The sequence below is a fragment of the Roseateles sp. genome (assembly GCF_039929605.1).
Lineage (GTDB): Bacteria > Pseudomonadota > Gammaproteobacteria > Burkholderiales > Burkholderiaceae_C > Pelomonas.
Genome location: NZ_JBDSQX010000136.1, coordinates 105,438 through 130,514, shown reverse-complemented (window position 1 = coordinate 130,514; position 25,077 = coordinate 105,438). Strand labels below are relative to the sequence as shown.

At 68.8% G+C, this 25,077-nt stretch carries 25 protein-coding genes and 1 pseudogene; 17 read left to right on the top strand and 9 right to left on the bottom strand.

The annotated features are described in order from the left end of the window. Together ABIS05_RS19170 and soxR are read right to left on the bottom strand one after the other, a co-directional pair. The coding region (locus tag ABIS05_RS19170) for a PKD domain-containing protein (RefSeq protein WP_348011830.1) at window positions 1-1,371 on the bottom strand (1,371 nt) is incomplete at its 3' end. A 49-nt stretch (window positions 1,372-1,420) separates the two neighbouring features. Next, a complete protein-coding gene (soxR, locus tag ABIS05_RS19165; protein ID WP_348011829.1) occupies window positions 1,421-1,954 on the bottom strand; it encodes a redox-sensitive transcriptional activator SoxR in 534 nt (177 codons plus the stop codon). A gap of 21 nt (window positions 1,955-1,975) precedes the next feature. Between soxR and ABIS05_RS19160 the strand changes: the two genes are divergently transcribed. The 4 genes and pseudogenes from ABIS05_RS19160 to ABIS05_RS19145 all read left to right on the top strand — a co-directional run bounded on the left by ABIS05_RS19160 (window position 1,976) and on the right by ABIS05_RS19145 (window position 4,545). Further along, entirely contained in the window at window positions 1,976-2,968 is a 993-nt protein-coding gene (locus tag ABIS05_RS19160; RefSeq protein WP_348011828.1) for a questin oxidase family protein, read from the top strand. Between the two features lie 30 nt (window positions 2,969-2,998). Continuing rightward, window positions 2,999-3,580, top strand: coding sequence for an XRE family transcriptional regulator (locus tag ABIS05_RS19155; protein ID WP_348011827.1), 582 nt, complete (start codon window positions 2,999-3,001; stop codon window positions 3,578-3,580). Beyond that, window positions 3,571-3,945: pseudogene (locus ABIS05_RS19150) on the top strand (GNAT family N-acetyltransferase); the annotation flags it as partial. The gene ABIS05_RS19155 and the pseudogene ABIS05_RS19150, both read left to right, overlap by 10 nt. A 78-nt stretch (window positions 3,946-4,023) precedes the next feature. Then, window positions 4,024-4,545: a GNAT family N-acetyltransferase gene (locus ABIS05_RS19145; protein WP_348011832.1), complete on the top strand. Its 522-nt coding sequence runs from the start codon at window positions 4,024-4,026 to the stop codon at window positions 4,543-4,545. Here ABIS05_RS19145 and ABIS05_RS19140 read toward each other — a convergent pair. The 3 genes from ABIS05_RS19140 to ABIS05_RS19130 all read right to left on the bottom strand — a co-directional run bounded on the left by ABIS05_RS19140 (window position 4,532) and on the right by ABIS05_RS19130 (window position 8,248). Beyond that, the gene (locus tag ABIS05_RS19140; protein WP_348011826.1) at window positions 4,532-6,844 is read right to left on the bottom strand and encodes an ATP-binding protein; all 2,313 of its coding nucleotides are present in this window, start codon (window positions 6,842-6,844) and stop codon (window positions 4,532-4,534) included. The genes ABIS05_RS19145 and ABIS05_RS19140 overlap by 14 nt on opposite strands. Window positions 6,845-6,940: 96 nt before the next feature. Continuing rightward, window positions 6,941-7,222: a DUF3567 domain-containing protein gene (locus ABIS05_RS19135; protein WP_348011825.1), complete on the bottom strand. Its 282-nt coding sequence runs from the start codon at window positions 7,220-7,222 to the stop codon at window positions 6,941-6,943. A gap of 123 nt (window positions 7,223-7,345) precedes the next feature. Beyond that, window positions 7,346-8,248 (bottom strand): hypothetical protein, encoded by a 903-nt coding sequence (locus tag ABIS05_RS19130; protein ID WP_348011824.1) that lies wholly within the window; start codon window positions 8,246-8,248, stop codon window positions 7,346-7,348. 34 nt (window positions 8,249-8,282) lie between these two features. Here ABIS05_RS19130 and ABIS05_RS19125 point away from each other — a divergent pair, with 34 nt between their 5' ends. The 4 genes from ABIS05_RS19125 to ABIS05_RS19110 all read left to right on the top strand — a co-directional run bounded on the left by ABIS05_RS19125 (window position 8,283) and on the right by ABIS05_RS19110 (window position 11,837). After that, window positions 8,283-9,056 carry a fumarylacetoacetate hydrolase gene (locus ABIS05_RS19125; protein ID WP_348011823.1) on the top strand — a complete coding sequence of 258 codons (774 nt, stop codon included), beginning with the start codon at window positions 8,283-8,285 and terminating at the stop codon, window positions 9,054-9,056. Then, window positions 9,053-9,994 carry a nucleoside hydrolase gene (locus tag ABIS05_RS19120; RefSeq protein WP_348011822.1) on the top strand — a complete coding sequence of 314 codons (942 nt, stop codon included), beginning with the start codon at window positions 9,053-9,055 and terminating at the stop codon, window positions 9,992-9,994. Before ABIS05_RS19125 ends, ABIS05_RS19120 begins: the two co-directional genes overlap by 4 nt. Window positions 9,995-10,126: 132 nt before the next feature. Further along, on the top strand, window positions 10,127-11,119 hold the full coding sequence (locus ABIS05_RS19115) for a sensor domain-containing diguanylate cyclase (protein ID WP_348011821.1): 993 nt from the start codon (window positions 10,127-10,129) through the stop codon (window positions 11,117-11,119). A gap of 43 nt (window positions 11,120-11,162) precedes the next feature. Beyond that, entirely contained in the window at window positions 11,163-11,837 is a 675-nt protein-coding gene (locus ABIS05_RS19110; RefSeq protein ID WP_348011820.1) for a DUF4197 domain-containing protein, read from the top strand. Here the strand turns inward: ABIS05_RS19110 and ABIS05_RS19105 are convergent. Then, on the bottom strand, window positions 11,832-12,320 hold the full coding sequence (locus tag ABIS05_RS19105; protein WP_348011819.1) for a GFA family protein: 489 nt from the start codon (window positions 12,318-12,320) through the stop codon (window positions 11,832-11,834). The genes ABIS05_RS19110 and ABIS05_RS19105 overlap by 6 nt on opposite strands. A 90-nt stretch (window positions 12,321-12,410) precedes the next feature. On the opposite strand from ABIS05_RS19105, the gene ABIS05_RS19100 reads away from it, so the two are divergent. Continuing rightward, complete coding sequence (locus ABIS05_RS19100) at window positions 12,411-13,400, top strand: ProQ/FinO family protein (protein ID WP_348011818.1); 990 nt, start codon at window positions 12,411-12,413, stop codon at window positions 13,398-13,400. Here ABIS05_RS19100 and ABIS05_RS19095 read toward each other — a convergent pair whose 3' ends face one another. Next, window positions 13,401-14,780 (bottom strand): leucyl aminopeptidase family protein, encoded by a 1,380-nt coding sequence (locus ABIS05_RS19095; protein ID WP_348011817.1) that lies wholly within the window; start codon window positions 14,778-14,780, stop codon window positions 13,401-13,403. It lies immediately after the preceding gene. Window positions 14,781-14,936: 156 nt separating this feature from the next. Between ABIS05_RS19095 and ABIS05_RS19090 the strand changes: the two genes are divergently transcribed. From ABIS05_RS19090 to ABIS05_RS19070, 5 genes are all read left to right on the top strand, one after another. Further along, entirely contained in the window at window positions 14,937-15,119 is a 183-nt protein-coding gene (locus ABIS05_RS19090; protein ID WP_348011816.1) for a hypothetical protein, read from the top strand. A 191-nt stretch (window positions 15,120-15,310) separates the two neighbouring features. Continuing rightward, window positions 15,311-15,883, top strand: coding sequence for a hypothetical protein (locus tag ABIS05_RS19085; RefSeq protein ID WP_348011815.1), 573 nt, complete (start codon window positions 15,311-15,313; stop codon window positions 15,881-15,883). Beyond that, window positions 15,880-16,443: a tRNA-uridine aminocarboxypropyltransferase gene (locus ABIS05_RS19080; protein WP_348011814.1), complete on the top strand. Its 564-nt coding sequence runs from the start codon at window positions 15,880-15,882 to the stop codon at window positions 16,441-16,443. Before ABIS05_RS19085 ends, ABIS05_RS19080 begins: the two co-directional genes overlap by 4 nt. 8 nt (window positions 16,444-16,451) lie before the next feature. Next, the gene (locus ABIS05_RS19075) at window positions 16,452-18,569 is read left to right on the top strand and encodes a thioredoxin family protein (RefSeq protein WP_348011813.1); all 2,118 of its coding nucleotides are present in this window, start codon (window positions 16,452-16,454) and stop codon (window positions 18,567-18,569) included. Next, window positions 18,566-19,168 carry a redoxin domain-containing protein gene (locus ABIS05_RS19070; protein ID WP_348011812.1) on the top strand — a complete coding sequence of 201 codons (603 nt, stop codon included), beginning with the start codon at window positions 18,566-18,568 and terminating at the stop codon, window positions 19,166-19,168. The genes ABIS05_RS19075 and ABIS05_RS19070 overlap by 4 nt, the downstream gene beginning before the upstream one ends. Here the strand turns inward: ABIS05_RS19070 and ABIS05_RS19065 are convergent. Continuing rightward, window positions 19,165-20,076 carry a glutaminase gene (locus tag ABIS05_RS19065; protein ID WP_348011811.1) on the bottom strand — a complete coding sequence of 304 codons (912 nt, stop codon included), beginning with the start codon at window positions 20,074-20,076 and terminating at the stop codon, window positions 19,165-19,167. The two genes, ABIS05_RS19070 and ABIS05_RS19065, sit on opposite strands and share 4 nt — an antisense overlap. A 33-nt stretch (window positions 20,077-20,109) precedes the next feature. Between ABIS05_RS19065 and ABIS05_RS19060 the strand changes: the two genes are divergently transcribed. Then, a complete protein-coding gene (locus ABIS05_RS19060) occupies window positions 20,110-21,012 on the top strand; it encodes a class I SAM-dependent methyltransferase (RefSeq protein WP_348011810.1) in 903 nt (300 codons plus the stop codon). A 23-nt stretch (window positions 21,013-21,035) separates the two neighbouring features. Here ABIS05_RS19060 and ABIS05_RS19055 read toward each other — a convergent pair whose 3' ends face one another. Continuing rightward, the gene (locus ABIS05_RS19055) at window positions 21,036-21,659 is read right to left on the bottom strand and encodes a hypothetical protein (protein WP_348011809.1); all 624 of its coding nucleotides are present in this window, start codon (window positions 21,657-21,659) and stop codon (window positions 21,036-21,038) included. 502 nt (window positions 21,660-22,161) lie between these two features. Here ABIS05_RS19055 and ABIS05_RS19050 point away from each other — a divergent pair. Together ABIS05_RS19050 and ABIS05_RS19045 are read left to right on the top strand one after the other, a co-directional pair. Next, entirely contained in the window at window positions 22,162-23,214 is a 1,053-nt protein-coding gene (locus ABIS05_RS19050; RefSeq protein WP_348011808.1) for a LacI family DNA-binding transcriptional regulator, read from the top strand. A 359-nt stretch (window positions 23,215-23,573) separates the two neighbouring features. Continuing rightward, on the top strand, window positions 23,574-24,998 hold the full coding sequence (locus ABIS05_RS19045; protein WP_348063310.1) for a glycoside hydrolase family 27 protein: 1,425 nt from the start codon (window positions 23,574-23,576) through the stop codon (window positions 24,996-24,998). Window positions 24,999-25,077 lie beyond the last annotated feature (79 nt).

The following is a 25,077-nucleotide window of genomic DNA, read 5'->3' as shown; positions in this document are numbered from 1 at the left end:
CGCGTAATTGCCGACGTCGACGGTGACGGATTGAACCGCGCGCAGGCCTGCCGGGTTGGTGACCGTCAGCGTGGCCGCGTAGCGGCCGTCCTTGTCCGGCGTGAAGCTGGGCGTGGCGGTGGCGGCGTCGCTCAGGCTGGCCGTGCTGCCTGCCGGCAGCGTGTCCAGCACCCAGCTGTAGGTCAGGGTGCCGCCAGCCGGATCCTGGCTGCCTGTGCCGCGCAGCGTGATGGCGCTGCCGGTGGCGGCAACATAACTGGGGCCGCCGGCCTGGGCCACAGGCGCTGCGCTGGCTGACACGATGGCAATCGGGCCCCAGTCGGCTTTGACGGCGACCCGGTGGATGGCAGACACGCCGCTGCTGCGGTCCACCGCCGTGTACTGCAGCGTGTAGGTGCCGGGCACGTCGGGGACGAAGCTCACGGCCCACGCGGACGTGCTGGTCAGCTGCGTCAGCGCACTGTTGGCGGGCTTGCCCGCGACCACCCAGGTGCCATCGCTGTTGGAAAACCAGTAGTAGCCGCCGCCGTCCAGCGACACGATGTTGCCCACTGCGGCGTCGAGGCTGCTGTTGGCGACCACCGTCGACACGCTGGTCGACACGGCGAGCGCCGGCGCGAGCTTGGCGGCATCGAAGGTGTGCACCGCATCCGCATAGAGGCCGGATGGCGAGGTTGCCCTCACCCGGACTTGGTACGCGCCGACGGCGTCAGGCGTCAGTCGAGCCGTCATGCCAGTGGTGGTCAGCGTTGCGGTGTTGCCTGCCGGAGCCGACAACAGCGAGAACGCCAGCGTCACCGGGCCGCCGTTGGCATCGGTGCTGCCTGCGCCGTCCAGTGCAACGACGGATCCGACCGACACGGATTGGGTGGGTCGGGTGGTCGTGGGGCCGGCGAAGCTCACCGACGCATCGACGTTGACGACCGGCACCGCAGCGGTGACGGTGACCGGCAGCATGGTGCTGGCCGTCGTGCCGTTGGCCCCGACCTGCAGCGTGAACTGGTAGGCGCCCGCCACGTCCGGCGCGAAGGTGGCCGTCGCGGTCGTGGCGCTCTGCAATGTGGCGGTGCTGCCGGCGGGTTTGGTCGTCACCGTCCACAGGTAGCTGGTGATACCGCCCGACACAGAAGTGCTGCCTGTGCCGTCGAGCGTGAGGGTGCTGCCCACCGGTGCCTGCACCGTGGCATTGCCCGTGGTGGTTGCCGCCAGGGCCGTCGCGCGGATGACGGCCGTCGGCGGGTCAACGGCCACTGGCGACGTGGTTGGAGGGCTGTCGCTCGCTCCGCCGCCACCGCCACCACAGGCACTCAAAGCCAGCAAAGCAGCGGCTGCGCACGCAGCCATGGCCGCGCGCCGAATCGTCTTGATCATCATCACTCCCTGAACGCCGCGCCTTGGGCTGGCCGGTCGAGGGCGGATGTTAATGAGGGTTTGATGTCACTTTTACCGTGAGCGCCCGCATTTGAGGGGGCGTTTCGACGCCAGCGTCCAACAAGCGCGCGCCCGGCCCTTCATTGCCTTTGACGTCCTGGCTGTTGTAGAGCGCGCAGGCCTTCAGTGACAGGCAGCCGCAGCCGATGCAGCCGGTCAGCCGTTCGCGCAGCTGTTGCAATGCCGCGATGCGCGCATCCAGCAGCGGCGCCCAGCTGGCGGAAAGCCGCGTCCAGTCTGCTTTTGTCGGAGTGCGGCCATCGGGCAACGTGGCCAGCGCCGCCTTGATCTGTGGCAGCGTCAGCCCGACGTTTTGCGCCGCACGGATGAAGGCCACCCGGCGCAGCGCGTGACGTGGGTACTGCCGATGGCCGCCGGAGCTGCGGCTGCCGGCGAGCAGGCCCTCGGCTTCGTAAAAGCGCAAGGCACTCGTCGCCACGCCCGCGCGCTGGGCCAGCTGGCCAATCGTCAGCAACGCGGTGCTTGACTTCAAGTGCACTTCAACTTCGAGCATGGCGGCCATATTCCCACGGACGAGGTTCCCATGTTGATGAAAACCATTGCCCCCGCCAGCATCGCCCAGCTGCACCACCTGCTCGACGCCGGCCAGGCGCTGTCCGCCACCTACCGCGGCCAGATGAGCAACCACCTGCCGATGGCGCAGCAGGCATTGCTGGAACTCGGAGCGTCTGCTGCAAGGCTGCAGGCCTTCACGGAGGCCGGCGAGGCCCAGCTAGAGCCACGCGTCGCAGCGCGACCGGCTCGCATCGTGGTTGAACGTGACCTCGGCCGCGCAGACAGCGACGCCACCTGGCGCGCCCACTTTGCCGCACGCATCGCGGAACTGGGCTCGGGTGGCGCGCTGCGTGAGGCGCTGGCCCTGCTGCTGCCTGGCGCGGGCGCCATCGCTTTCCACGGCGTCCTCCGCACGGGCCACGCCGTTCTGGCCGGCCACGAGGGCGAGTTGGCCGCCGGCCTCGCACACTGGGCATCGCATTTCATGCCGCTGGCGACAGCCGATGCCAGTCCGCCGCTGGACTTGCTCGACTGGCTGCAGGCGCTGGCGACGCTGCCACGCCCGGCCTACCCGAGCGGCAGCTTCATCACCGGCCGCATGCAGGCCTGGGGCGATTCGCCCGGCTTCGCCGCCATCGCCGGCCGCCTGCGCCATGGCCCCGACACGCTGCGCGACCTGGCGCTGCTCGCCGCCCGCACCTACGCCGCCACCGGCAACTTCACCGTGCTGCACCTCCTGACGGCCGGCCACGCGATGAGCGTGCTGCAGCCCTGGTGGCCGTCGCCCGAATTGCCACGTGGCTTCAGCATCGCCGCTGCCGCCGGCCTGCTCGCCAGTGGCGCGGCGCCGGCCCTGGCGCTGGACCGCCCGCCCAGCCGCCCCTGGCCAGCGCTGATCTCCGCCGCCTGCGCCCAGGACGACGCCCACGTCATCAAGCTCACCCACGCCGCCTGGCGCCTGGGCCGGCGTTGGCCCGACCCGGCCTGGCGCCGCGCCGTCGAACGTGCCATTCCAGTTTGATGGAGGATTATTTCCAGTAAACTGGATTGCATGACGAACGACAACATCACCGAACTCATCGGCCGCCGGCTGCGGGACCTGCGCTCGGCCGCCGGCCTGTCGCTGGACTCGCTGGCGCACAAGAGCGGCGTCAGCCGCTCCAACATCTCGCTGATCGAGCGCGGCCAGAGCAGCCCGACGGCCGTCGTGCTGGACAAACTCGCTTCAGCGCTCGGCGTCAGCGTCGCGTCGATGTTCGAAGTCGGCCCCGCGCCCGCTGCGCCTTCGCCGCTGGCCCGCGTGGCCGACCAGCCCGTGTGGAGCGACCCCGCGTCGGGTTACATCCGCCGCAACGTGTCGCCGCCAGGCGTGTCGCCGCTGCAACTGGTGGATGTCATTTTCCCGGCCGGCCAGCGCGTCGCCTTCGAAACCTCGGAGCGGGACACCGACATCCACCAGCTCGTCTGGATGATCGACGGCGTCATGGAGATCGCCCATGGCGCCGCCCAGTGGCAGCTCAATCCTGGCGACTGCCTGGCCGTGCGGCTGGATGCGCCCATCCGCTTCCACAACCCCGGCAGCAAGCCGGCCCGCTACCTCGTTGCGCTGACCGGAGCCGAGGCATGGCGCTGAGCGTTGCCGCCCTCGACCCTGAGCACGCCGACGCACGCGCGCTGCTGGAGGAACTCTCCGCCGCTTTGCAGGCCATCACCGGCGACAGCGGCCGCAACGGCTTCGTGGCCGACGACGTGCGCGGGCCGCGCAGCCGCTTCGTCGTGGCGCGGGATGCCGACGGCCGTGCGATCGGTTGCGGCGCACTGCGGCCGCTGCAGGACGGCGTCGCCGAACTTAAACGCATGTATGCGCGCCCCGGCGGCCGGGGAACGGGCACCGCAATGCTGGCCCACCTGGAGGCGACGGCCCGCGCACTGGGCTACCGCGCGCTGTGGCTGGAGACGCGGGCCGTGAACGCCCGCGCCGTCGCTTTCTACGAGCGCCATGGCTACCGGCGCATCGACAACTTCGGCCGCTACGCGGGCAACGCGGCGGCCGTGTGTTTTGGCAAGGAGTTGGACATGACGAGAACCATCCGTGAACTGGACGGCGCCGAAGCGCTGGCCCGCGTGGCCGAACTGGCCGAGGTGCTGCGCGACTGCGTCGAAGGCGGCGCGTCGGTCGGCTTCATGCTGCCGCTGGCCGAAGGGAGGCCTGAGATCTTCTGGCGCAAGGTCGCGGCAGGTGTCGCGGCCGGCGAGCGCCATCTGTTCGTTGCCGAGGACGAAGCTGGCCGCATCTGCGGCACGCTGTCGCTTGTCATCGACATGCCGGACAACCAGCCGCATCGGGCGGATGTCAGCAAGATGCTGGTGCACCGACGAGCGAGACGACAGGGCATCGCCGAGCGGCTGCTAGACGCACTGGAAGCGAAGGCGCGCAAACTGGGCAAGACGACGCTGGTGCTAGACACCGTCACCGGGAGCGACGCGTCGCGGGTCTATGAACGGACGGGCTGGCTGAAGGCGGGCGACATTCCGAACTACGCGCTGATGCCGGATGGGCAGCCGTGTTCGACGACCTACTACTTCAAACCGCTCTGAAACCGATGCCGCGCCTCTCCCGCACCTCCGGCTTCGCCCGATGCTCCGCCTCCAGCTGCGCCAGGAACTCATCCGGCGTGAAGGCCTCGCCGAGGATGTCGACCTGCTTGCGCACAGCCGCGAAGTCGCCGTGCGTCAGGCAGTCCATCGCCACCAGCCGTGAGCGCTGTTCATCGTCGGGCGCGACACCCGCCTCGCGCTCGAACATCGCCACGCGCTGCTCCGGTTTCAACGCCTTGAACCTGATCTTGAATGCGAAGCGCCGCAGCGCGGCCTCGTCCAGGTCGTCGAACAAGTTGGTCGTGCAGATGAAGAGCCCGTTGAAGCGCTCCATGCCGGCCAGCATCTCGTTAACCTCGCTCACCTCGTAGTTGCGCTCCGCCCGCTTGCGGCTGCGCAAAAAGCTGTCGGCCTCGTCCAGCAGCAGCACGGCGCCTTCGGTCTGCGCGGTCTCGAACATGCGCGCCATGTTCTGCTCGGTCTCGCCGACGAACTTGCTGGAAATGTCGCTGGCGCGCTTGACCATCAGCGGCCGGCCCAGGGCCTGGGCGATGTGTTCGGCCAGCGCGGTCTTGCCGCTGCCGGGCGGGCCGTAGAAGCAGAGCTGGCCCGAGCCCTTGCGGCGCAGCGCCTCGACGATGCGCGGGATCTCGAAGCGGCTCTCGCAGTTCAGCAGATCGAGCGCGTAGCTCGTCACGCAGGGGCGGGCGACGCTGCCGCCATCGTCGCGGCCCAGCGCCTTGTCGGCGTTGAACAGCTGGCGCTCGATGAGCTTCTCGGCGTCGTCGGCCGCACCGGCCAACTGGGCGAAGCGCACGGCGGTGCGGATCTGTGCCGGCGTCAGGCCCGGGCGCTCGGCCAGCTTGGCGACGAAAGCCTCGCTGACGACGACCTCGCCCAGCGACTTCGCCACCAGGCCACGGCGCGCGCCGGGCGGCGGCGATTTCAGCTCCAGGTGGTACTGGAAGCGGCGGCGGAAGGCGGGGTCGATCTGCTCGATGCGGTTGGTCACCCAGATGACCGGCACCGGGTTGGTTTCCAGGATCTGGTTGACCCAGGCCTTGCCGCTGACCGAGTTGCCCACGCCGCCCTCGCCGCTGGCATCCAGCCGGCTCAGCAGCGAGGCCGTGTCGCTGGACAGCGGCGGGAACACGTCCTCCACCTCGTCGAACAGCAGGGCCACGTTGGCACTGGCCTTGAGAAACACCTGGCTGATCTGAAGCGAGCGGTAGCGGTCGCGGCCCGAGAGGGAATTGCCGTCACGGTCGGCGTACTCGACCTCGTACAGGTCCAGCCCCGCAGCGGCGGCTGCCACCTTGGCCAGCTCGGTCTTGCCCGTGCCAGGCGGGCCGTAGAGCAGCACGTTGACGCCGGTGGCGTGCGTTGCGACGGCGCGCGTCAGCAGGCCTTGCAGCAGGCCGAGGTCATCGGCGACGAACTGGAAGTCGCTGCCACTGAGCATGCTCAGCGTGGCCGGCCGCGTGAACACGGCCATCAGGTCGTGTGGGCCCTGGTACTCGCGCATCAGCACCGGCGGCAGCTGGTCGCTGACCTTCATCAGGTCGGCCAGGTCGGTGATGTTGTGCTCGGAGATCAGGTTCTCGACCATGCCGATGCGTTCCAGCCGCGAGCCGGCGCGCAAGGCCTCGGCCACCTCTCGCTCATCGACACCGGCGACCGCCGCGATGGCCGCAAAAGCCTCCTGCGCCGTGTTGACCTTGAACTCCACCAGCGCCCCGCGCAGCTCGCGCTGATAGCGGGCCAGCGTGCCGTACAGCAGGATGGCGCGCTCGGCGGGGTTCAGCTGCAGCAGCGTGCCCAACGCGGCGATGTTCTTTTCGACCAGCGTCGACTCGCGCTTGAGCTGGCGGTCGAGGTACTCGCAGGTGGTGGCCAGCAGGGCCATCATGTCCTTGGGCGCGTCCTTGACGTACTCGTCGAGGTAGAAGAACAGGGTGCTTTCCGAGAACGGCCCGCTCCACTGGCCGAAGCGGTCCAGGAAGGCCTCGTCGCCCAAAGCGTCATGCCCGCGCCACAGCTCGTTGCCAGCGCAGCGCTGGGCCAGATAGCCGCGCAGCCTTTGCAGCACGCGTGTGGGCCAGACGAGGTGGCGGCCGGTGAAGGACAGCAAGCCGTTGAAATCGCGCCGCAGGTTGAAGCGGCCGGCGTGCCTGACGGTCAGCGTCAGCACGAACTGCGAGCACATGCGGTCCAGCACCGGGGCGCTGTCTAGGCCGGGCGACGGCAGCACGCGGACTTGCGTCCGGGAGGCTGTCTCAGCGGCGACTCGCTTCACCATTCGATGGGCTCCTTGCGCGGCCTGCAGCGGCCAGCGTTGACCCATCTTGTATCAGGGTTGGCGACGAATCAATGCGTCGCCAACCCCACAAATCGTTCAGTGCATCACGACTGGTTGCTGGCCCATGACGGCATAACGCTCGATGAAGGTGTCGAGCTCGTCCTCGGAAGGCTCGCCGCCGTCGATGAGGGCCTGCACGCCTTGCTGGAAGGATTCCGCCAGCGCGCCTTCGATGAAGATTTCCTTGCGGGCGAACTTGTCGACGATCTCGAAACCACCGCGGTTGAGCTGCGGGCCTGTGGGCACCTGCTGGGGCTCGACCGTCGGTACGTCGAACTGGACGACGATGAAGCTGTCGGAGTTGTAGAGCATGTGCATGGAGTTCTCCCTGGTGCTTCAACTGCGGATGGGGCCAAGGGTTTCAAGCCCTGGTTGGTACAGATACTGGCAGAACCCGGTTCAGATCGGGTCATCCCTCGCGCCTACATGATGTAGGAAGCGTCAGGAGTTCACGTGGGCCAAGGTGATTTCGTACCCCCTCGTCTCGGGGTCGCCTTGGCGCAGCCTCACCGGCCAATAGCCGCGAGACGGGTCCAGCCACAGCTCGATGCCCGGGTCGTAGGGCCCCAGTGGTTGGCGGCGCAGATGCACGGTGCCGGCGTCGTCGGGCTCGGCGTCGACGGCCTCGAAGGTCCATTCGCGCAGTTCGCCACGCAGCCCCGCCACCCAGACGCGCCAGCGGCCACCGGGCACCGGTGAGGCCTGCACGAGGGCGGCCAGCTGCAGCCACCACGACAGGCGGTCCTGCGCGCCGGGCGCTCCTTCGGGCAGGTCCAGCTGCGCCGGGCTGGCCGAAAAGCTCAGGCGCCGCCCGTCGGCATTGAAGTTGACGGCTTGGCGGTCCTGGCCACCGCGCTGCAACGCGAAGCGTTCGGGCGCCAGGCCGGTGCTGCCGGTGCGGCCCAGGCTTTCCAGTGCGGGCAGGGCGCGTTCACCGATGCGGCGCGTCAGACGCAGGCTGTAGCGGCCATCGGCCTGGGGCTGCCAGTCGAGCAGGGCTTCGCCGTCCTGGCCGCCCTGGCGCAGGCGGTAGTGCCAGGCAGCGGGGCCGGCCAGGCGCAGCAGCGGCGTGTCGGGTGCCGTGCTGGGCGCATCGATAGCGGGCGTCGGTGGCCGCGTGGCAGGTCGTGTGGAACGCGCGGCGGGTTGCGGCAGGGCGGGCGGCGCGGGTTCGGGCAGGGCGACGGGTACCGTCGGTAGTTGCTGCGGTGCAACATTCATGGCGCGCGCGGGCTTGGCAGCGTCCTCCCGCGCCCGTTCGCCCCCCAGCAGCAACGCGTGCACGAGCAGGCTGGCCGCCAGCGCGAGCAGGGCGGCGCGGGGCGGGAACGGGAGGGCGCGCATCGCACAATGCTGCCATCTCCCAGAACATCCCCCCATGAAACTCGCCAGCTATGCCGACGGCTCGCGCGACGGCCACCTCGTCGTCGTGTCGCGCGACCTGACCCAGGCGCATTACGCGACCGGCATTGCCACCCGCCTGCAACAAGTCCTTGATGACTGGGGCTTCATCGCGCCGCAGCTCGAAGACCTCGCCGTGCAGCTCAACCACGGCAAGCTGCGGCACGCCTTCAATTTCGAACCCGACAAGTGCCTGGCGCCGTTGCCGCGCGCCTACGGCTGGGCGGTGGTGGACGTCGAGGGCGGCGTGCGCCGCGAGGCCGGCAGCTTCTCGTCGCCCCACCAGCCTCTGCGAGCCGCCGCGCGCGGTGAGCTGGCGCTGGCCGCCATCGTGGGCGACCTGTCGGCCGCCAGCGACGCTTCGGCAGCGCTGGACGCGCTGCGCCTGCTGACCTTCGCCGTCGACTGGCGGCTGGACGACGAACTCCTCGCTACGCAGGCCGCGCCGCTCGCTGTGACGCCCGACGAACTGGGCGACGCCTGGGCCGCCGGCCGCGTCCAGGCTCGCCTGCACGCGCTGCACAACGGCGCCAAGCAGCCGCCGCTCGACGTGAGCGCCATGCCCGGCGCGGCGCTGGCCCGCCTGGCGCGGCTGCGGGCCTTGCGCGCCGGCCAGGTCGCGGGCGTGGCCCTGGGCACGCTGGGCCTGAGCCTCGCCCCGGGTGACAGCCTGCACCTGGACCTCAAGACTGCCGCAGGGGCCAGCCTCTTCGGTGCCATCGACCTCGAACTGCCCGCGCCTGCCCCATGAAGCCTCTGCCGATCATCATTGATACCGACCCTGGCCAGGACGACGCCATCGCCCTGCTGCTGGCGGCGGCCAGCCCGGAGCTGGAACTGCTGGGCGTGACGACCGTAGCCGGCAACGTACCGCTGGCGCTGACGACGCGCAACGCCCGCGTCGTCATGGAACTGGCCGGCCGGCGCGATGTGCCCATCTGCGCGGGCGCCGACCGGCCGCTGGACGTACCGCTCGTCACCGCCGAGCACGTACATGGCGACACCGGCCTGAACGGCGTCCAACTGCCCGAGCCCACGCTGCCGCTGGACCCGCGCCCCGCCGTCGACTTCATCATCCAGACCCTGCGCGAACGCGAGGCGGGCACGGTGACGCTGTGCCCGCTCGGCCCGCTGACCAACATCGCGCTGGCCCTGCGCCAGGCGCCCGACATTGCGCCGCGCATCCGCCGCATCGTGCTGATGGGCGGCGGCTTCTTCGAGGGCGGCAACGTCACGCCGGCGGCGGAGTTCAACATCTACGTCGACCCGCAGGCGGCGCACGAGGTCTTCACCAGCGGCGTGCCCATCACGATGGCGCCGCTGGACGTCACGCACGAGGCGCTGACGACGTCGGCGCGCATCGCCGCCATCCGTGACATCGGCAACCGCGCCGGCACCGTCGCCGCGGCCTGGATGGAATTCTTCGAGCGCTACGACGAAGAGAAATATGGCCAGGACGGCGGCCCGCTGCACGACCCGTGCGTCATTGCCTGGCTGCTGCGGCCTGAGCTCTTCAACGGCCGCGACTGCAATGTGCGCATCGAGACCCGCAGCGAGCTCACGCGCGGCATGAGCGTCATCGACTGGTGGGGCGTGACCGGCTTGCCCGCCAACGCCCAGGTGCTGCGTCACGTCGACTCGGACGGTTTTTTCGAGCTGTTGACCGAGCGCTTGTCGCGAATCGCATAACTGATTGCGAAATCCCTGTCGACATCATTTCTTCGGGATGTGAAAATTCACAAAGCGTGAAGTAACCCAAAAAGAGCGTTGTGCTCTGGCGGGGCGTGTGCGTCCAAGGCGGATGCGGGACGGGAGTGACGGGTGCCGAGCCGAGAAAAACTGCTGGAGGTGATTGCTATCCAGACCGAGGTGGCCCGGTTGGGCCTGGACCTGGGCGGGTTGATGAATCTCGTCGTGCAGCGCACGCTGACCCTGGTCGGCGCCGATGGTGGCGTTGTCGAGCTGGCCGAGGGCGATGACATGGTCTACCGCGCTGCGGCGGGCATGGCCAGCGGCAGCCTCGGGCTGAGGCTCAAGCGCGGTGCCAGTCTGTCGGGCCTGTGCGTTCGCGAGGGCCGCACCCTGCACTGTGACGACGCGCTGACCGACCCCCGCACCGACCGTGCCGCCTGCGAAAGGCTCGGCCTGCGCTCCATGGTGGTGGTGCCGCTGCGCCATGACGGCGAGACGGTGGGCGTGCTCAAGGCCATGTCCGGCCGGGTGGCGCATTTCGATGCCCGCCATATCGCGTTGCTGGAACTGCTGTCGGACCTCGTCGGCGCGGCGATGTATTTCGCAACTCGCTTTGCGCCCGGGGATCTCTTCCACAAGGCCACGCACGACGGCCTGACCAACCTGCCCAATCGCGCGCTCTTCCTGGACCGCCTGCGCGCGTCGCTGGCCCAGGCCGCGCGCGACCGCCAGCCGCTGGCCGTCCTCATGCTCGACATGAACGGCCTCAAGCCTATCAACGACCGCCACGGCCACCGCGCCGGTGACGCGGCGCTGCTGGAGTTCTCGCGCCGCCTCACGGCCGGAGTGCGCCACTCCGACACCGCCGCCCGTCTGGGTGGCGACGAGTTCGGCGTGCTGCTGCGCCCGCTGGCGCAGGAAGGCGGCCTGGAGGCGACGACGAGCCGCCTGGCCCAGCAGATCAACGGCGCCTTCGAGTTCGAGGGCCGCATGCTGCCGGTGGGCGCGAGCATGGGGGCGGCCAGCTTCCCGGAGGACGGCACCGACGTGACCCTGCTGGTCGAGCTGGCCGACCAGCGCATGTATCGCCACAAGCGCGCACTGCAGCACGTCGCTGCCTGACGTCGCGCGGTGGCAAGATCGGCGCCACCGTCCAGAGCCCGCCATGCAACGCCGCCATGTCTTCGTCTGCACCCCCGCCTTGCTGCTGCTGCGCCCGGCCTGGGCGCTGAACCTCAGCGAGGGCGACGCCAATGCCGGCATCCGCACGGCGCTGGAGCGCGGTGCCAACTCGGCCGTGGCGATGCTGGGCCGGCCCGACGGTTTCCTGGGCAATCCGCTGGTCAAGATCGAGCTGCCCGGCTACCTGAAGGACGCCGCCAAGCTGCTGAAGGCCACCGGCCAGGGCGCGAAGCTAGATGAACTCGTCACCGCCATGAACCGCGCCGCCGAGGCGGCCGTGCCGGCGGCCAAGCCCCTGCTCGTCAGGGCCGTGAAGGATATGAGCGTCGAGGACGGGTTGAAGATCCTGAAGGGCGGCGACGACTCGGTGACGCAGTTCTTTGCCGGCGAGACGCGTGAGCCGCTGGGCCAGCAGTTCCTGCCCATCGTCACCCGGGCCACCGAACGAGTTTCGCTGGCCGACAAGTACAACGCCGTCGCCAAGAAGGCTTCGGCCTTTGGCCTGCTGCGCGGCGACGACGCCAACATCCAGCAGTACGTGACCGCGCGGGCGCTGGACGGGCTCTATCGCATCATTGGCGAAGAGGAAAAGAAGATCCGCCGCGACCCGGTCGGCACCGGCAGCGCGATCCTGAAAAAGGTCTTTGGCTCGCTATGACTTGAAGCCATGCGCCTCATGCCACTCGGCCAGCGACGTATCTGGGTAGCCATCAAAGCGCGGGTCGCGGGCGTGGCCCTCGACCTCCACCCACGGCGCCTTGGAGCCGACGAGGCAATGGACCTGCGACGGCGGTGTCGGCAGCGGCGTGTCGATGGCGCCGGCGTGCGGGTGCACCAGCTCGGGCCAGGTTGGGTCCCACAGCCACAGCGCCGTGCCGCACTTCAGGCAGAAGTAGCGCCGTCCGCTGCTCTTGTGCGTGCCCTTGCCCGTCTTGTTGGGCAGCTTGGCGCGGTAGATGCGCAGATGCCGCTTGCCCTTGACCGTCATCGTGCGCGTTTGCGCGCCCAGGTTGATGGCGTAGCCGCCCGTGCCGGCCGTCTTGCGGCAGATGGAGCAATAGCAGCGCATGAAGGGCACGGGCGAGTCAGCCTCGACCGAGAACTTGATGCTGCCGCAATGGCAGGAGCCTTCGAGGTGCATGGTGGCCTTTTCAAGGGATGGCGTGCAGGGGGCCATGATGGCCGACAATCCCGGCCCTTGCCTGTTTGCTGCTGCTTCGGCGGCTTTGCGATGAATTCCGATCTGCCTGATCCCGTTACCCCGTTCGAAGAACCGGCCGCCGCCGTGCCTGCACCCGAGGCTCAGCCCGCTGTCGAGGCTGTTGCGCCCGCTGAGGCTGTCGAGCCGGCTGAGGCTGAAGAGCCCGCCGCATCGGTCGAGCCCGCCGCAGCTGCGGCATCCTCAACCCCTGCTGTCGACGCCACCGCCGAGCTGAAGGCCCTGTTCCCCGCGCTCTTCACCGGCAAGCCCAAGCCCGTCAAGCTGCGCGTGCAGGCCGACATTCAGGAGCGCGCGCCGGGCAAGTTCAGCAAGGCCCAGCTCAGCGCCTTCCTGCGCCGCCACACCGGCAGCACCAGCTACCTGATCGCGCTGACCCAGGCCAAGACCCGCTTCGACCTCGACGGCAACCCGGCTGGCGAGATCACCGAGGAGCACCTCGCCGCCGCCAAGGAAGAGCTAACGCGCCGCAAGGGCTTGCAGCAGGAGCGCCAGCAACTGGAGCAGGAGCAGCACCAGCTGGAAGCGCAGCAGCGCCGCAACCGCGGCCAGCTTCTGTGGGACTTCGAGCGCACGACGCTGACCGAGGCCAACTTCTGCGTGCTCAAGGGCGTCGTCGCCGAGGAACTGCCCGGCCTGCTGGAGATCGCCCGCAAGGAGCGCACCGAGGCGCCGCCGGCTCCGCCACAGGACGCGCGCCGCGACGGCCCGCGCCGCGATGACCGCCGCCCCGCTGCTGGCCGGCCGGAAGGGCGTGGCGAGCGGCGTCCCGATCAACGCGCCGACGGTCGGCGTGACGGCAAGCGTGAGGCGCCGCGTGGCGAGCGCCGTGAAGGCGGCCGCCCGCCGCAGCCGGCCCGCAATCCAGCGCCCCAGCTTCCTGAACAGGCCGCGCCATCCCAGATGGCTCAAGCCCTGCAGGCCGCCAAGGCCGCCAAAGCCGAGCCGGCCACTGACGCGGCGTCGGTCGACGCTCAGGCCAGGGACCGGGCTGCCGACTAATCAGGCCGCGTACCGCTGCTCCAGGTAGGCGAGCAGCGTGCGGATGGTTTGCGCCTCGCCGCCGACCGGTCGGCCCGGGCGCGGCGCGTCGTTCCACGCGAACAGGTCGACGTGCAGCCAGTCCTGCTGCGGTGGCAGGAAATCTTCCAGGAACAGCGCTGCGTTGATGGCGCCGGCCAGCGGGCTCCGGCCCGTGTTGACGAGGTCGCCGATGCTGCTTTCGATGCCGGCGTGATACGGCGCCCACAGCGGCATATGCCACAGCGGGTCGTCCAGCTTCAGGCCCAGGTCCACCAGATCACGCGCCGTGTCCATGTGCTTGGCGAACAGCGCCGGCAGCTGCGCGCCCAGTGCCACCCGGGCCGCGCCGGTCAGCGTGGCCAGATCGATGACGAGGTCGGGCTTGCCCTCGGCCGCGTAGGCCAGCGCGTCACTCAGCACCACGCGGCCTTCGGCGTCGGTGTTGCCGATCTCGATGTGCAGGCCCTTGCGCGTCTTGATGACGTCGCCCGGTCGGTAGGCATTGCCCGAGATCGAGTTCTCGACCGCCGGGATCAGCAACTGCAGCCGCACCGGCAGCTTGAGCGCCATGATCAGCGTCGCCAGTGCCAGCGCGTTGGCGGCGCCGCCCATGTCCTTCTTCATCTGGCGCATGCCCTCGCCGGGCTTGATGTTCAGCCCGCCGGTGTCAAAACAGACGCCTTTGCCGACCAGCGCCAGCTTGGGGTGCTTGGGATTGCCCCAGTTCATCTCGATCAACCGAGGTGAGCGCGTGCTCGCACGGCCAACCGCGTGGATGCTGGGGAAGTTCTTCTTCAGCAGCGCCTCGCCCACCGTCTCGCTGAACTTGGCGCCGTACTGCTGGGCCAGCAGCTTGGCGGCCCGGGCCAGCTCGGCCGGGCCCATGTGCTCGGCCGGCGTGTTGACGAGATCGCGCGCCGCTGCGGTCGCTGCGGCCACGGCCAGGCCGCGTTCTGCGTCGGCACCGGGCTTGAGCCACAACGTGGCCGGCTCGCGCTTGGCCGGCTTGTAGAGGTCGAAGCGGTAGCCGCCCAGCTCCCAGGACATCGCCGCCGACTCGGGCAGCAGCGGCAGGCCGGCGTCGTCGAGGCGGTATTCGCCCGCCGGCAGGGCCAGTGGCAGCGCGCTCAGCGCAAACGGGTGGGCCGCGTGGGCCACGCCGGCGAAGACCTGGGCCAGGCGGCCGTCGGCCCCGGGCAGCAGGGCGTGGCTGTCGGCCGCGCCGACGAAGCCGACGGTGGCCAGCCAGGCACGCGTGGCCTCGGGCAGGCCGGGCGCCAGCGCCTGGAAGGCGGCCCGGTCGACAACGGTGATGGGCGTGGCCTTAGGCGGCGCGGTCTTTTTTAGCTTGACGGTCATGGGGCGGCTCCGGAATTCGAAGCAGACATTGTGGGTACAACGAGAGTGCAAAGAAGTGTTAGCGCCCTGTCAACCACGCCTGAAGCGCTGGCGTTGTGCCTCTCAATCGCGCAGCTTCTACCGCGAGACGGCCCGGCAACAGGCCAGACAGACACCATGAAGATCCAGACCCGCCAAGAACATCCGCAACGCCGCCTTCCCATCCCGGAGATGAACCCGGCATGGGGCACCGAGGAGTCGGTCGAGAAGGGCCGCAAGCACGAGCCCTTCGACACCGGTTTCTACAGCGGCGAACGGCGTGGCCTGAACCGCGCGCTGCGCATCGACCGCAAGCGCTGAACCGCACGCCCGGCACAGGCCGGCTGGCCTGCATTGCCACAACCCGCCCTCCGGCTGACGGACGGCGGGTTTTGTTTTGCTCCGGCGGCCAGGCCGGGTTTGGGGTGGCCGTGAACTTCGTCCGGTCGCAGGACGTCGCGTCAGGCCCCTTGTTACGGCTGCCGGTGTGTCGGCACCGAGAATGTCCCTCCATGAAAGCTGCCCGACGTTCCATCGCCTTTGTCTCCGGCGTCCTGCTGTACTGCTTCTGCGCCGGCGCGGCGATGAAATACGCGGCCATCGGCCTGCCGCGCCAGTTCTACACGCAGTTCGGCGGGCGCAACAGCATGCAGGTCATGGTGAGCGAGGCCGTCGCCGTCGCCGCGCTGCTCTTCCTCGTCGCGGCGGTCTGGGCCTACCTGACGCTGCGTCCGTCGCGCCGCCGCCACCGGCCCTATGTCGCCTGGATGATGTCCGGCGTGGGCATGGCCTGGGCGGGCTGGCTGATCTTTGGGGCCTTCACCTTTGCGCTGAAGCCGCGTTCCTACTCGGCGCCGCTGCAGACCATGCTGCTGTCGTCCAGCGCGGCGCCGCTGTTCGGCGCGTTGAATATCTTTGGCGTCATCGGCGGCGTCTGGGTGGCCGGTGCGCTGGCCACACGCAAGCAGCTCGGCCTGCCCACCACGCGCTCGCGCCGCCGCCCCAAGGGCGACCGGACGGCGGACGACGCAGGCCCTGACAGCACCGTGTCAACCATCGGCCCGCATACCGTCTCACCGCATTGACGCGACTGCGCTGCCCGCGCTGCGAGCGCCCGCTCGCCACCTGCCTTTGCGCCACGCTCCCGGCGCCACCGCTGGCCCACCGCACCGAGCTGTTGATCCTGCAGCACCCCGCCGAGGCGGGCCATGCCAAGAACACCACCGCCCTGCTGACGCTGGGCCTGCAACGCGCGCGGCTGCTGCGCGGCGAGGTGTTTGACGCCAGCCTGGCCGGCCCCGGCACGGCGCTGCTCTACCCGGGCGAATGCGCCACCACCGCCACCGCCGTGCCCAGCGAGATCAACCAGCTCATCCTGCTCGACGGCAGTTGGCGCCAGAGCCGCCGCCTGCTGGCCGCCAACCCCTGGCTGGCCGCGCTGCCGCGCGTGAGCCTGCCCGAACAGCCCGGCCGCTACGCCATCCGCCGCGCCCACCGGCCGGGGCAACTGTCGACGCTGGAGGCCGGCCTGCACGCGCTGGCGCTGCTGGAAGGTGACCCGGAACGCTTTGCGCCGCTGTGGGCCGCGTTCGATGCATTGGTTCATGCGGGCCTGTCACGACGAAGGGAAGCCGGTTTCGCCTAGGATTTGGGATGCCTTCGTTCCTGCGCCTCATTTTCCTGACCCTGCTGGCCGCTCCGCTGCTGGCTCAAGCCGAGCCACCTGCACCGTCGAACCAGGCCGGCACCGAGCACGTGCAGGCCCGCCTCGTGGCCAGCCAGGCCACGGTCGCGCCGGGCCAGCGCTTCACGGTCGCGCTGGAGCAGGACATCAAGCCGCACTGGCACACCTACTGGCAGAACCCGGGGGACTCGGGCCAGGCCACCACCATCAGCTGGGCGGGTGCAGAGGCCGGCCCCATCCAGTGGCCGACGCCGTCGCTGCAGATCATCGGCCCCATCGTCAACTACGGCTACGAAGGCCGCCCGGCCTTGCTCGTGGAGTTGACCGTGCCGGCCGACGCCAAACCCGGCGGCCGCTTTCAGCCGACGGCGGAGGTGAAGTGGTTGGTGTGCAAGGACGTGTGCATCCCCGAGCAGGTCACGCTGGGCCTGGACCTGCCCGTCGTGGCGTCTGCCGCCGACGCCAAGGCCAGCGCCGACACGGCCCAGATCGGCGAGTGGCAGCGTGCCATCCCCAAGCCGGCGCCGTTCGCCGTGCAGCTCAAGGCAGCGCCGCAAGGCGTGCAGTTGAGCGGGCAGACGGCCGGCCCGAGTGAAAAAGTAAGCAAGGCCTATTTCTTTGCCGACACCTGGGGTGCCGTGGCCCACAGCGCACCGCAGGTCTTGAAAGCCGAGGGCAGCGGCTGGGCGCTGGACCTCCCCGCCGGCGACGAGCCCATGGCCGCTGGCAAGCCGCTGTCCGGTGTCATCGTGCTGACGACGTCGACCGGCGAGCAAGCCTGGACCGTTTCCGCCCCCATGCCCGAGGGCGCCGGCAAGGGCCCGGGCCCGGCCGGCCTGGAGGCGCCCGCCGCCACGCCCTTGCCCACGCCGGCGCCGGAGAGCGACCTCGGCCTGCTGCCCGCGCTGGCGCTGGCGCTGGTGGGCGGGCTGATCCTCAACCTGATGCCCTGCGTCTTCCCGGTGCTGTCCATCAAGGCGCTGGCCCTGGTGCGCGAGGGCAACCACAAGGCGGAAGGCCTGGCCTACACGGCCGGCGTGCTCGCCAGCTTCGTGCTGCTGGCCGCCGTGCTGATCGCGCTGCGTGCAGGCGGCCAGCAGGTGGGCTGGGGCTTCCAGTTCCATTCGCCGGTGTTCGTGCTGGTGGTGACCTATCTGCTCTTCCTGGTGGGCTTGAGCCTGTCGGGCCTGTTCGAGATCGGCGGCAGCTTCACCGGTGTCGGCTCGGGGCTGGCGGCGCGGCAGGGCCTGGCGGGCAGCTTCTTCACCGGCGTGCTGGCGGCCGTGGTGGCCACGCCGTGCACGGCGCCTTTCATGGGTGCGGCGCTGGCGTTCGCGCTGGGCCAGCCGGCGGCGGTGCTGCTGGCTGTGTTCCTGGCGCTGGGCCTGGGGCTGGCGCTGCCCTTCCTGATCCTCGCCTTCTGGCCGGCCGCGCAGCGTTGGCTGCCCAGGCCGGGCGCGTGGATGGACAGGTTCAAGCAGTTCCTCGCCTTCCCGATGTACGCGGCCGTCGTCTGGCTGCTGTGGGTGTTGGCCCAGCAGACCGGGCCGGACGGCGTCGCCCTGGCGCTGATGGGCCTGGTGCTGATCGCCTTTGGCCTGTGGTGTCGGCACAGCAGCGGTGCCAGCCTCGTCGGCACCGGCGCGGCGGTCATCAGCATTGCGCTGGCGCTGGGCATGTCGGTGTGGATCAAGCCCATCGCGGCCGACGTGCGCGCCGAGTCGGCCACCGAGACCTACAGCGCCGAGCGCCTGGCCGAGCTGCGCGCGCAGAACAAGCCGGTGTTCGTCAACCTGACGGCTGCCTGGTGCATCTCCTGCCTCGTCAACGAGCGCGTGGCGCTGTCGCGCCCCGAGGTGAAAGACGCCTTCGCCAAGGCCGGCGTCGTCTACCTGAAGGGCGACTGGACGCGTGAAGACCCGCGCATCACCGCCGTGCTCAAGGCCCATGGCCGCTCCGGCGTGCCGCTCTACCTCTACTACGCGCCGGGCGCCGCCGAGGCGCAGGTGCTGCCGCAGATCCTCACGCCCGGCGTCGTCATCGAGGCGGTATCCACCCCAAGCGCTTCCCCCAGGAGCTCGTCATGATGATTCGCCGCACCTTGCTCGCCCTGTTGCTGGCACCGGCGCTCGCGCAGGCCGCCGCCACCGTCGAGGCGCCCGCGCCGACCTTCAGCGCCACCACAGCCGAGGGCAAACCGCTGTCGCTGGCCGACCTGAAGGGCAAGACCGTGGTGCTGGAGTGGACCAACCACGACTGCCCCTACGTGAAGAAGCACTACAGCAGCGGCAACATGCAGAGCCAGCAGAAGGACGCAGCTGCGCAGGGCGTGGTCTGGCTGCAGGTGGTGTCGTCCGCGCCGGGCCAGCAAGGCCATGTCGACGGCGCCACGGCCAGGAAGCTCAACAGCGAACGCGGCGCCGCGCCCATGGCCACGCTGCTGGACCCCAAGGGCGAGCTCGGCAAGCTCTACGGCGCCCAGACCACGCCGCACATGTACGTCATCAAGCCCGACGGCACGCTGGCCTACAAAGGCGGCATCGACAGCATTGCCACCGCCGACAAGGCCGACATCGCCAAGGCCGAGCCCTACGTGACCGAGGCGCTCGCCGCCGTGGCTGCGGGCCGCAAAGTCGAGAAGGCGTCGACGCGGCCGTATGGCTGCAGCGTCAAGTACGCCTCTTAAAACACCGACAGCCCGGTCTTCGCGACGAACAGCTCAAGCGCCTGGCGCCCGAGGAACGAGTTGCCCGTGTCGTCCAGCGCGGGCGACCAGACGCACAGCGTGAGGCGGTCCGGCACCACGGCGACGATGCCACCGCCCACGCCGCTCTTGCAGGGCAGGCCGATGCGGAAGGCGAACTCGCCGGCCGCGTCGTAGGTGCCGCAGGTCAGCATCAGCGCATTGACGCGCCGCACTTGCGCCTCGCTGAGGACGGTGGTGCCAGCCAGCGGATGGCTGCCGTCGCGGCACAGATAGCCGGCCGCGCAGGCCACCTGCTCGCAGCTCATCGCAATGGCGCACTGGTTGAAGTAGACGTCCAGCACCGTCGCCACGTCGTTGTCCAGCGTGCCTAAGGCCTTCATGAAATTGGCCAGCGCGGCGTTGCGAAAGCCGGTGTCGGCTTCGGACTGCGCCACTTCCGTGTCGATGCGCACGGGCTCGCCGCACAGCCGGCCGAGCAGCGCCAGCAGCTCGGTCTTGGCGTCGCCCAGCGACACCAGCCGGTCCGCCACGGCAATCGCACCGGCATTGATGAAGGGGTTGCGCGGGATGCCGCGCTCCGTCTCTAGCTGCACCAGCGAATTGAACGGGCTGCCGGAGGGCTCGCGGCCGATGCGGTCCCACAGCGCTTCGCCCAGCGAGCGGATGGCCAGCGTCAGCGAGAACATCTTGGACATGCTCTGGATGGAGAACGGCACCTCGCTGTCGCCGGCCGCCGCCGTCTCGCCCCTGCAGGTGCGCAGCGCGATGCCGAACTGGTACGGCGACACGCGCGCCAGCGCCGGGATGTAGGTCGCCACCTTGCCGCCCTGGCCCATGAGTGGGCGCAACTCGGCGTTGATCTGTTCGAGGATGAGCTGGAAGTCCATGAGCGGGATTCTCCCGCCGGGACAATCTCGCTGATGCAACCCCTGCTCGACGCCATCGCCACGATGGCCCTTCCCACCGACGCCCAACGCCTCTTCCACGGCCGTGGCGGCCTCTTTCCCGGCTGCGAGCACCTGACGCTCGACGTCTACCCGCCCGCATTGCTGCTCACCAGCTTCGAGCCGCTGGAGGGCGATGCGCTCGCGGCCGTCGGCGCGGCGATCACCGCGCGATGGCCGGAGGCGCCATGGGTCTACCAATGCCGCCAGGAAGGTGGCCGCACCGAGACGCGGCTGATGGCGGGCGCCGCGCCGGAGCCGCATGTCGTCACCGAGACCGGCACGTGCTACCTCGTCCACCTGCTGCGCGGCCAGAACCACGGCCTCTTCCTCGACATGGCCGAAGGCCGGCGCTGGGTGCGCGAGCACGTGCAGCCGGGCGACAAGGTGCTCAACCTGTTTGCCTACACCTGTGCCTTTTCGGTCGTCGCGCTGCAGGCTGGCGCGGCCGAGGTCGTCAACGTCGACATGAGCGACGGGGCCCTGGCCATCGGCCGACGCAACCATGAACTCAACGGCGTGAAAACCGGTGCCAAGTTCCTGGCTCACGACATCTTCAACTCCTGGGGCAAGCTGACGCGTGGCGGGCCGTATGACCTCGTCATCTGCGACCCGCCCAGCTTCCAGAAGGGCAGCTTCGTCGCGACCAAGGACTGGGCGCGGCTGGCCCGGCGGCTGCCGTCGCTGCTGGCGCCAGGCGGCCACGCGCTGATGTGCCTCAACACGCCCAAGCTGGGCCTGGATTTCCTGCGCGTCGTGACGGCCGAACAGGCACCGAAGCTGCTGTTTGTCGAGTGGGTGGCGAACCCGGCGGCATTCGAGGATGTGGCCCTCGATCGGGGTTTGAAGGTGGCGGTTTACCGGCTGCCTGCGCTGTGAGAGCGCGACCGCCCGCCTGCTCCTCAGGCCTCCACCAACCCCTGCACCGGCGCCAGCCCCAGGCCGCGGTTCAGTCGTGCTTGTCGCGGTGCGCTGAGCTGGCTGTGGCCCAGCCCGAGCAGCGCGTTGAACACCTCCGCCGGCGCTTGCCGTTGCAGATCGCCGAAGAGCATTGCCAGCTCTGCATCGTTCAACGCCGCAGCCATCCATTGCAGGCTGATGGCCATCTCGGCGGGGTCGATGCTGGCGACCAGACGCTCGTGGATGGCCAGCAGCTCGGCGTCGCTGTAGAGCGCCCACAGCAGCGCGTTGTTCTGGCTCTCCTCGACCTGCATGTGCACGAGGTTCTCGCCGACGAAGGCCGCGAGGTGGCGGTACAGGCGCTGCATGCGCAGCGGTTGCTCGGCGACGGGAGCCGAGCGCAGGGCCCGCAGCTCCTGGCCGAGCTGCTCGATGGCGTCGAGATGGCCGACATGGTCATCGGCCGTGTGGCGTGCACCGCCCGGCTGTCGCGCCTCGATGGCGGTGTGCCGGCATCGCCCGATGGAGCCATGCGGGTGGCTGCGATGGGCCAGACTGCGGCTGATGTTCGGTCTGACGATGACCGGTCGCGATGAGCGATGAGTTGGTTGATGGCCGTAGCCCAAGGGCCGTCCGAGAAGAACCTTCCTTGTTTCAGCAGATCGAGTGACAGCGAACGGTCGCGGACTCGCAAGCCGGCCGGTGAATGTCATCGGGCGGCTCTCGGCCAGCAACTGACGTTCACCGGGGACTGGTATCGGGTGGGCTGCCGCCCATGAAGCACGCCTGCTGTCACTGTGGAAATGCTCTGCACTGGTGGAACTTGAAGTGCCTAGCAGGCGCACTCGAAGGTGACCGACCAACAGCCCGAGCGTTTGCGGTGCGAGCCAGCGGAAGGTAGCGGCTGGCCAGCGCCCGTCATACCTGCTCGCCGAGTGCTCGCTGATCGACGCACAAGGGCAAGTTCATAGGTCCACTGAAAAGGTTCCGGTCGTCAGCCACGAAGACGTCAGGTCCCGCGGTTCCAGCCAGACGCGATGCTAGAGTGCCTCGCCCCGTCTCCAGCCCCCGGAAGTGTCCGCTCCGATACCCCAGCCTTCCAAGCCACCGAAGAGCCGTCGTCACAAGTTGCCCACGCTCGCCGACGTCGCGCGAGAAGCAGGGGTTTCTGATGCGGCGGCGTCCTCCGCGCTCAGCGGTGCGAAGGGTTCGACGCGCGTGTCGGTCGAGACGCGTGAACGGGTCCTCGCGGCGGCGGCGCGCTTGAGCTACCGGCCCAACGCGACCGCGCGTGCGCTGACGTTTCAACGCACCAATGCCATCGGCTTCGTCGCCAACATTGCCGATGAGGAGCCCAACCTCTATTTCCAGGAAATTTTCAACGGCGTCGTGCGCAGTGCGACCCAGGCCCACCAGATCACATCCATCTTTCCACTCGGCGGCTGGGAGGAAGCGCCCAAGCGCATCCACGCCTTGTGCGATGGCCGCGTCGACGGGCTCGTCGTGCTGGCGCGTCAGCTGGAAGATGACAGCACGACCTGGCTGCCGCGGCATACGCCCATGGTCACGATCCACGCTGGCCCGCTATTGCGGGCCCAGGTGAACGTCGAGGCCGACGATGAAGCAGGCGGCTATGCCATTGCACGCCACATGCTCGAGCTTGGCTATCGCCGGATCCTCTGCATGGGTGGTCCGGTGAACGTCAAGGGCGCGGATCTCCGTGTCGATGGCTTCCTGCGCGCCCATGCAGAAGCCGCGGTGGAAGTGGCGTCCGACCATCTGATCCGCACATGGTTCACCGTCGAAGGGGGTAGGCAGGCCATGCGGGAATGGCTGCAACGCCACCGCGGTCAGCCGTTGCCAGAGGCCGTCTGTTGTGGCAGCGACGACATCGCCTTCGGCTGCATCCAGGCGCTGGAGAGCTGCGGGTTGAGCGTTCCTCGGGACATCTCCATTGCAGGCTTCGATGACACCTTGATGGCCCGCGCACTGGGCATGACGACCGTGCGCCAGCCCCTGGTTGAGATAGGGCGTCGTGCGGTCGAGGCCCTGATGCAGCTGATCGAGGCCCAGCGCCGTGGCGAGGCCTACGAGGGCCCTCGCGACATCGTCCTGCCCGTCGAGATCGTCAACAGGCGGACCTTGCCAGGACCTCGGAGCGAGCCGCTGACCATCCCCTGACACGTGGGGAGGTGCTAGGTTTTTCCCCTAGTCAGCTTAATTGGTCGACTAATTTAAGATGCGCGTGCGGCGTGGCCGCACCTTTTTTGATTAGTTGATTAACCGGCTAATCAAAAATTGATTAACCCATGAATCGAGTCGCAAAAGCAACGAGAGCCGTATGTTCCTGGGCCAGGACGACCACAACAATTACTCCGAAGGAGTGCTGCCCTGCGCGTTAGTACACACGTTTGCCGACGCGCGAGACAGGGCAGCAACCTTCGGCGCTCGACGCTGCCGAGCAGCTGCCGGCGGACGCGCGGTCCGACGGTTCTGCTTGGCGCCGAACGGCGGAAGGCGTGCGGTTCCATCTACACGGTATGACCAAAAGCGTTCTGTTCTACGGTCCGAACCTGATGCGCGTGGCGGCCTACCTTGTCGAGTCGCCCACCATCCAGCCGAGTCTGGCGGTGGTGGTGAGGCCAAAGCGTGCCGGCCGATTGCTACCTACAACTGATCGAACTGAGAGTGATTCAGAAATGAAAACAAAGCACGCAACACACAAGTCGCCGTTCCAGAGCTGGGCAATGATGGCCGTCGCGGCGCTGACCCTGTTCTTTGGCGTAGCAGGCAATAGCTGGGCTCAAAAGGCTGAAGGCCTGGCGCTTACCCCGCCGATGGGTTGGAACAGCTGGAACAAATTCGCCTGCGATATCGACGAACGTCTGCTCCGCGAGACCGCCGATGCCATGGTCAAGTCAGGCATGAAGGACGCCGGCTACCAGTACGTGAACATTGACGATTGCTGGCAAGGCCAGCGCGACGCCGATGGCAACATCCAGCCGGACGCCAAGCGCTTCCCATCCGGCATGAAGGCGCTGGCGGACTATGTGCATGGCAAGGGACTCAAGCTCGGCATCTACTCGGATGCTGGCGCCACCACCTGCGGCGGCCGTCCCGGCAGCCGAGGCCACGAGTACCAGGATGCGCTGGTCTATGCGCGCTGGGGCATCGATTACGTCAAGTACGACTGGTGCGACACCCCAGGCATGAGCGCCGAACCGGCCTACACCACGATGCGCGACGCGATCGCCAAGGCGGGCCGTCCGATGGTGTTCAGCATCTGCGAATGGGGCATGAGCAAGCCGTGGGAGTGGGCCGGCAAAGTCGGCCATCTGTGGCGCACCACACCCGATATCTATAACTGCTTCGACTGCCAGTTCAATCCCGGTTTCTCGACGGGTATGGGCGTGCTGCGCATCCTCGACAAGCACGCTGACGCAAACCTGCGCAACTTCGCAGGGCCGGGCCACTGGAACGATATGGACATGCTCGAAGTGGGCAACGGCATGAGCGAGGATGAAGACCGCGCCCATCTGTCGATCTGGGCCATGCTGGCCTCGCCCCTCATCCTGGGCAACGACCTGCGTTCCATGACCGAGTCGACCCGCCGCATCCTCACCAACCCCGGCGTGATCGCGGTGAACCAGGACAAGCTGGGTGTGCAGGCGCTGCGCGTCCTGGTCGACGGTCCGCTGGAGTTCTACGCCAAGCCGCTCGACGGCGGGGATTGGGCACTGATGTTCCTGAACCGCTCCAACCAGCCTGCCGACGTTCACCATGACTGGAAGAAGCAAGTCCTGGGCGATGACCTGAGCAAGCGATCGGTCGATTTCAAGCAGGCCGTCTACCGCTGGTCCGACCTGTGGAGCAAGAAGACGGGCGACACCAGCGGCAAACTGGAAGCGCGGCTGGCGCCACACAGCGTGCTGATGCTGCGCCTGACCGTCCCTGCGAAACCGTAAGGCGGGCCCGGCCGCGCGGCGCGCAAGGAGTCCTTCCCTGAAGATGCCCTTGCCAAGCGCGCGGCCCCGTAGATCCCGG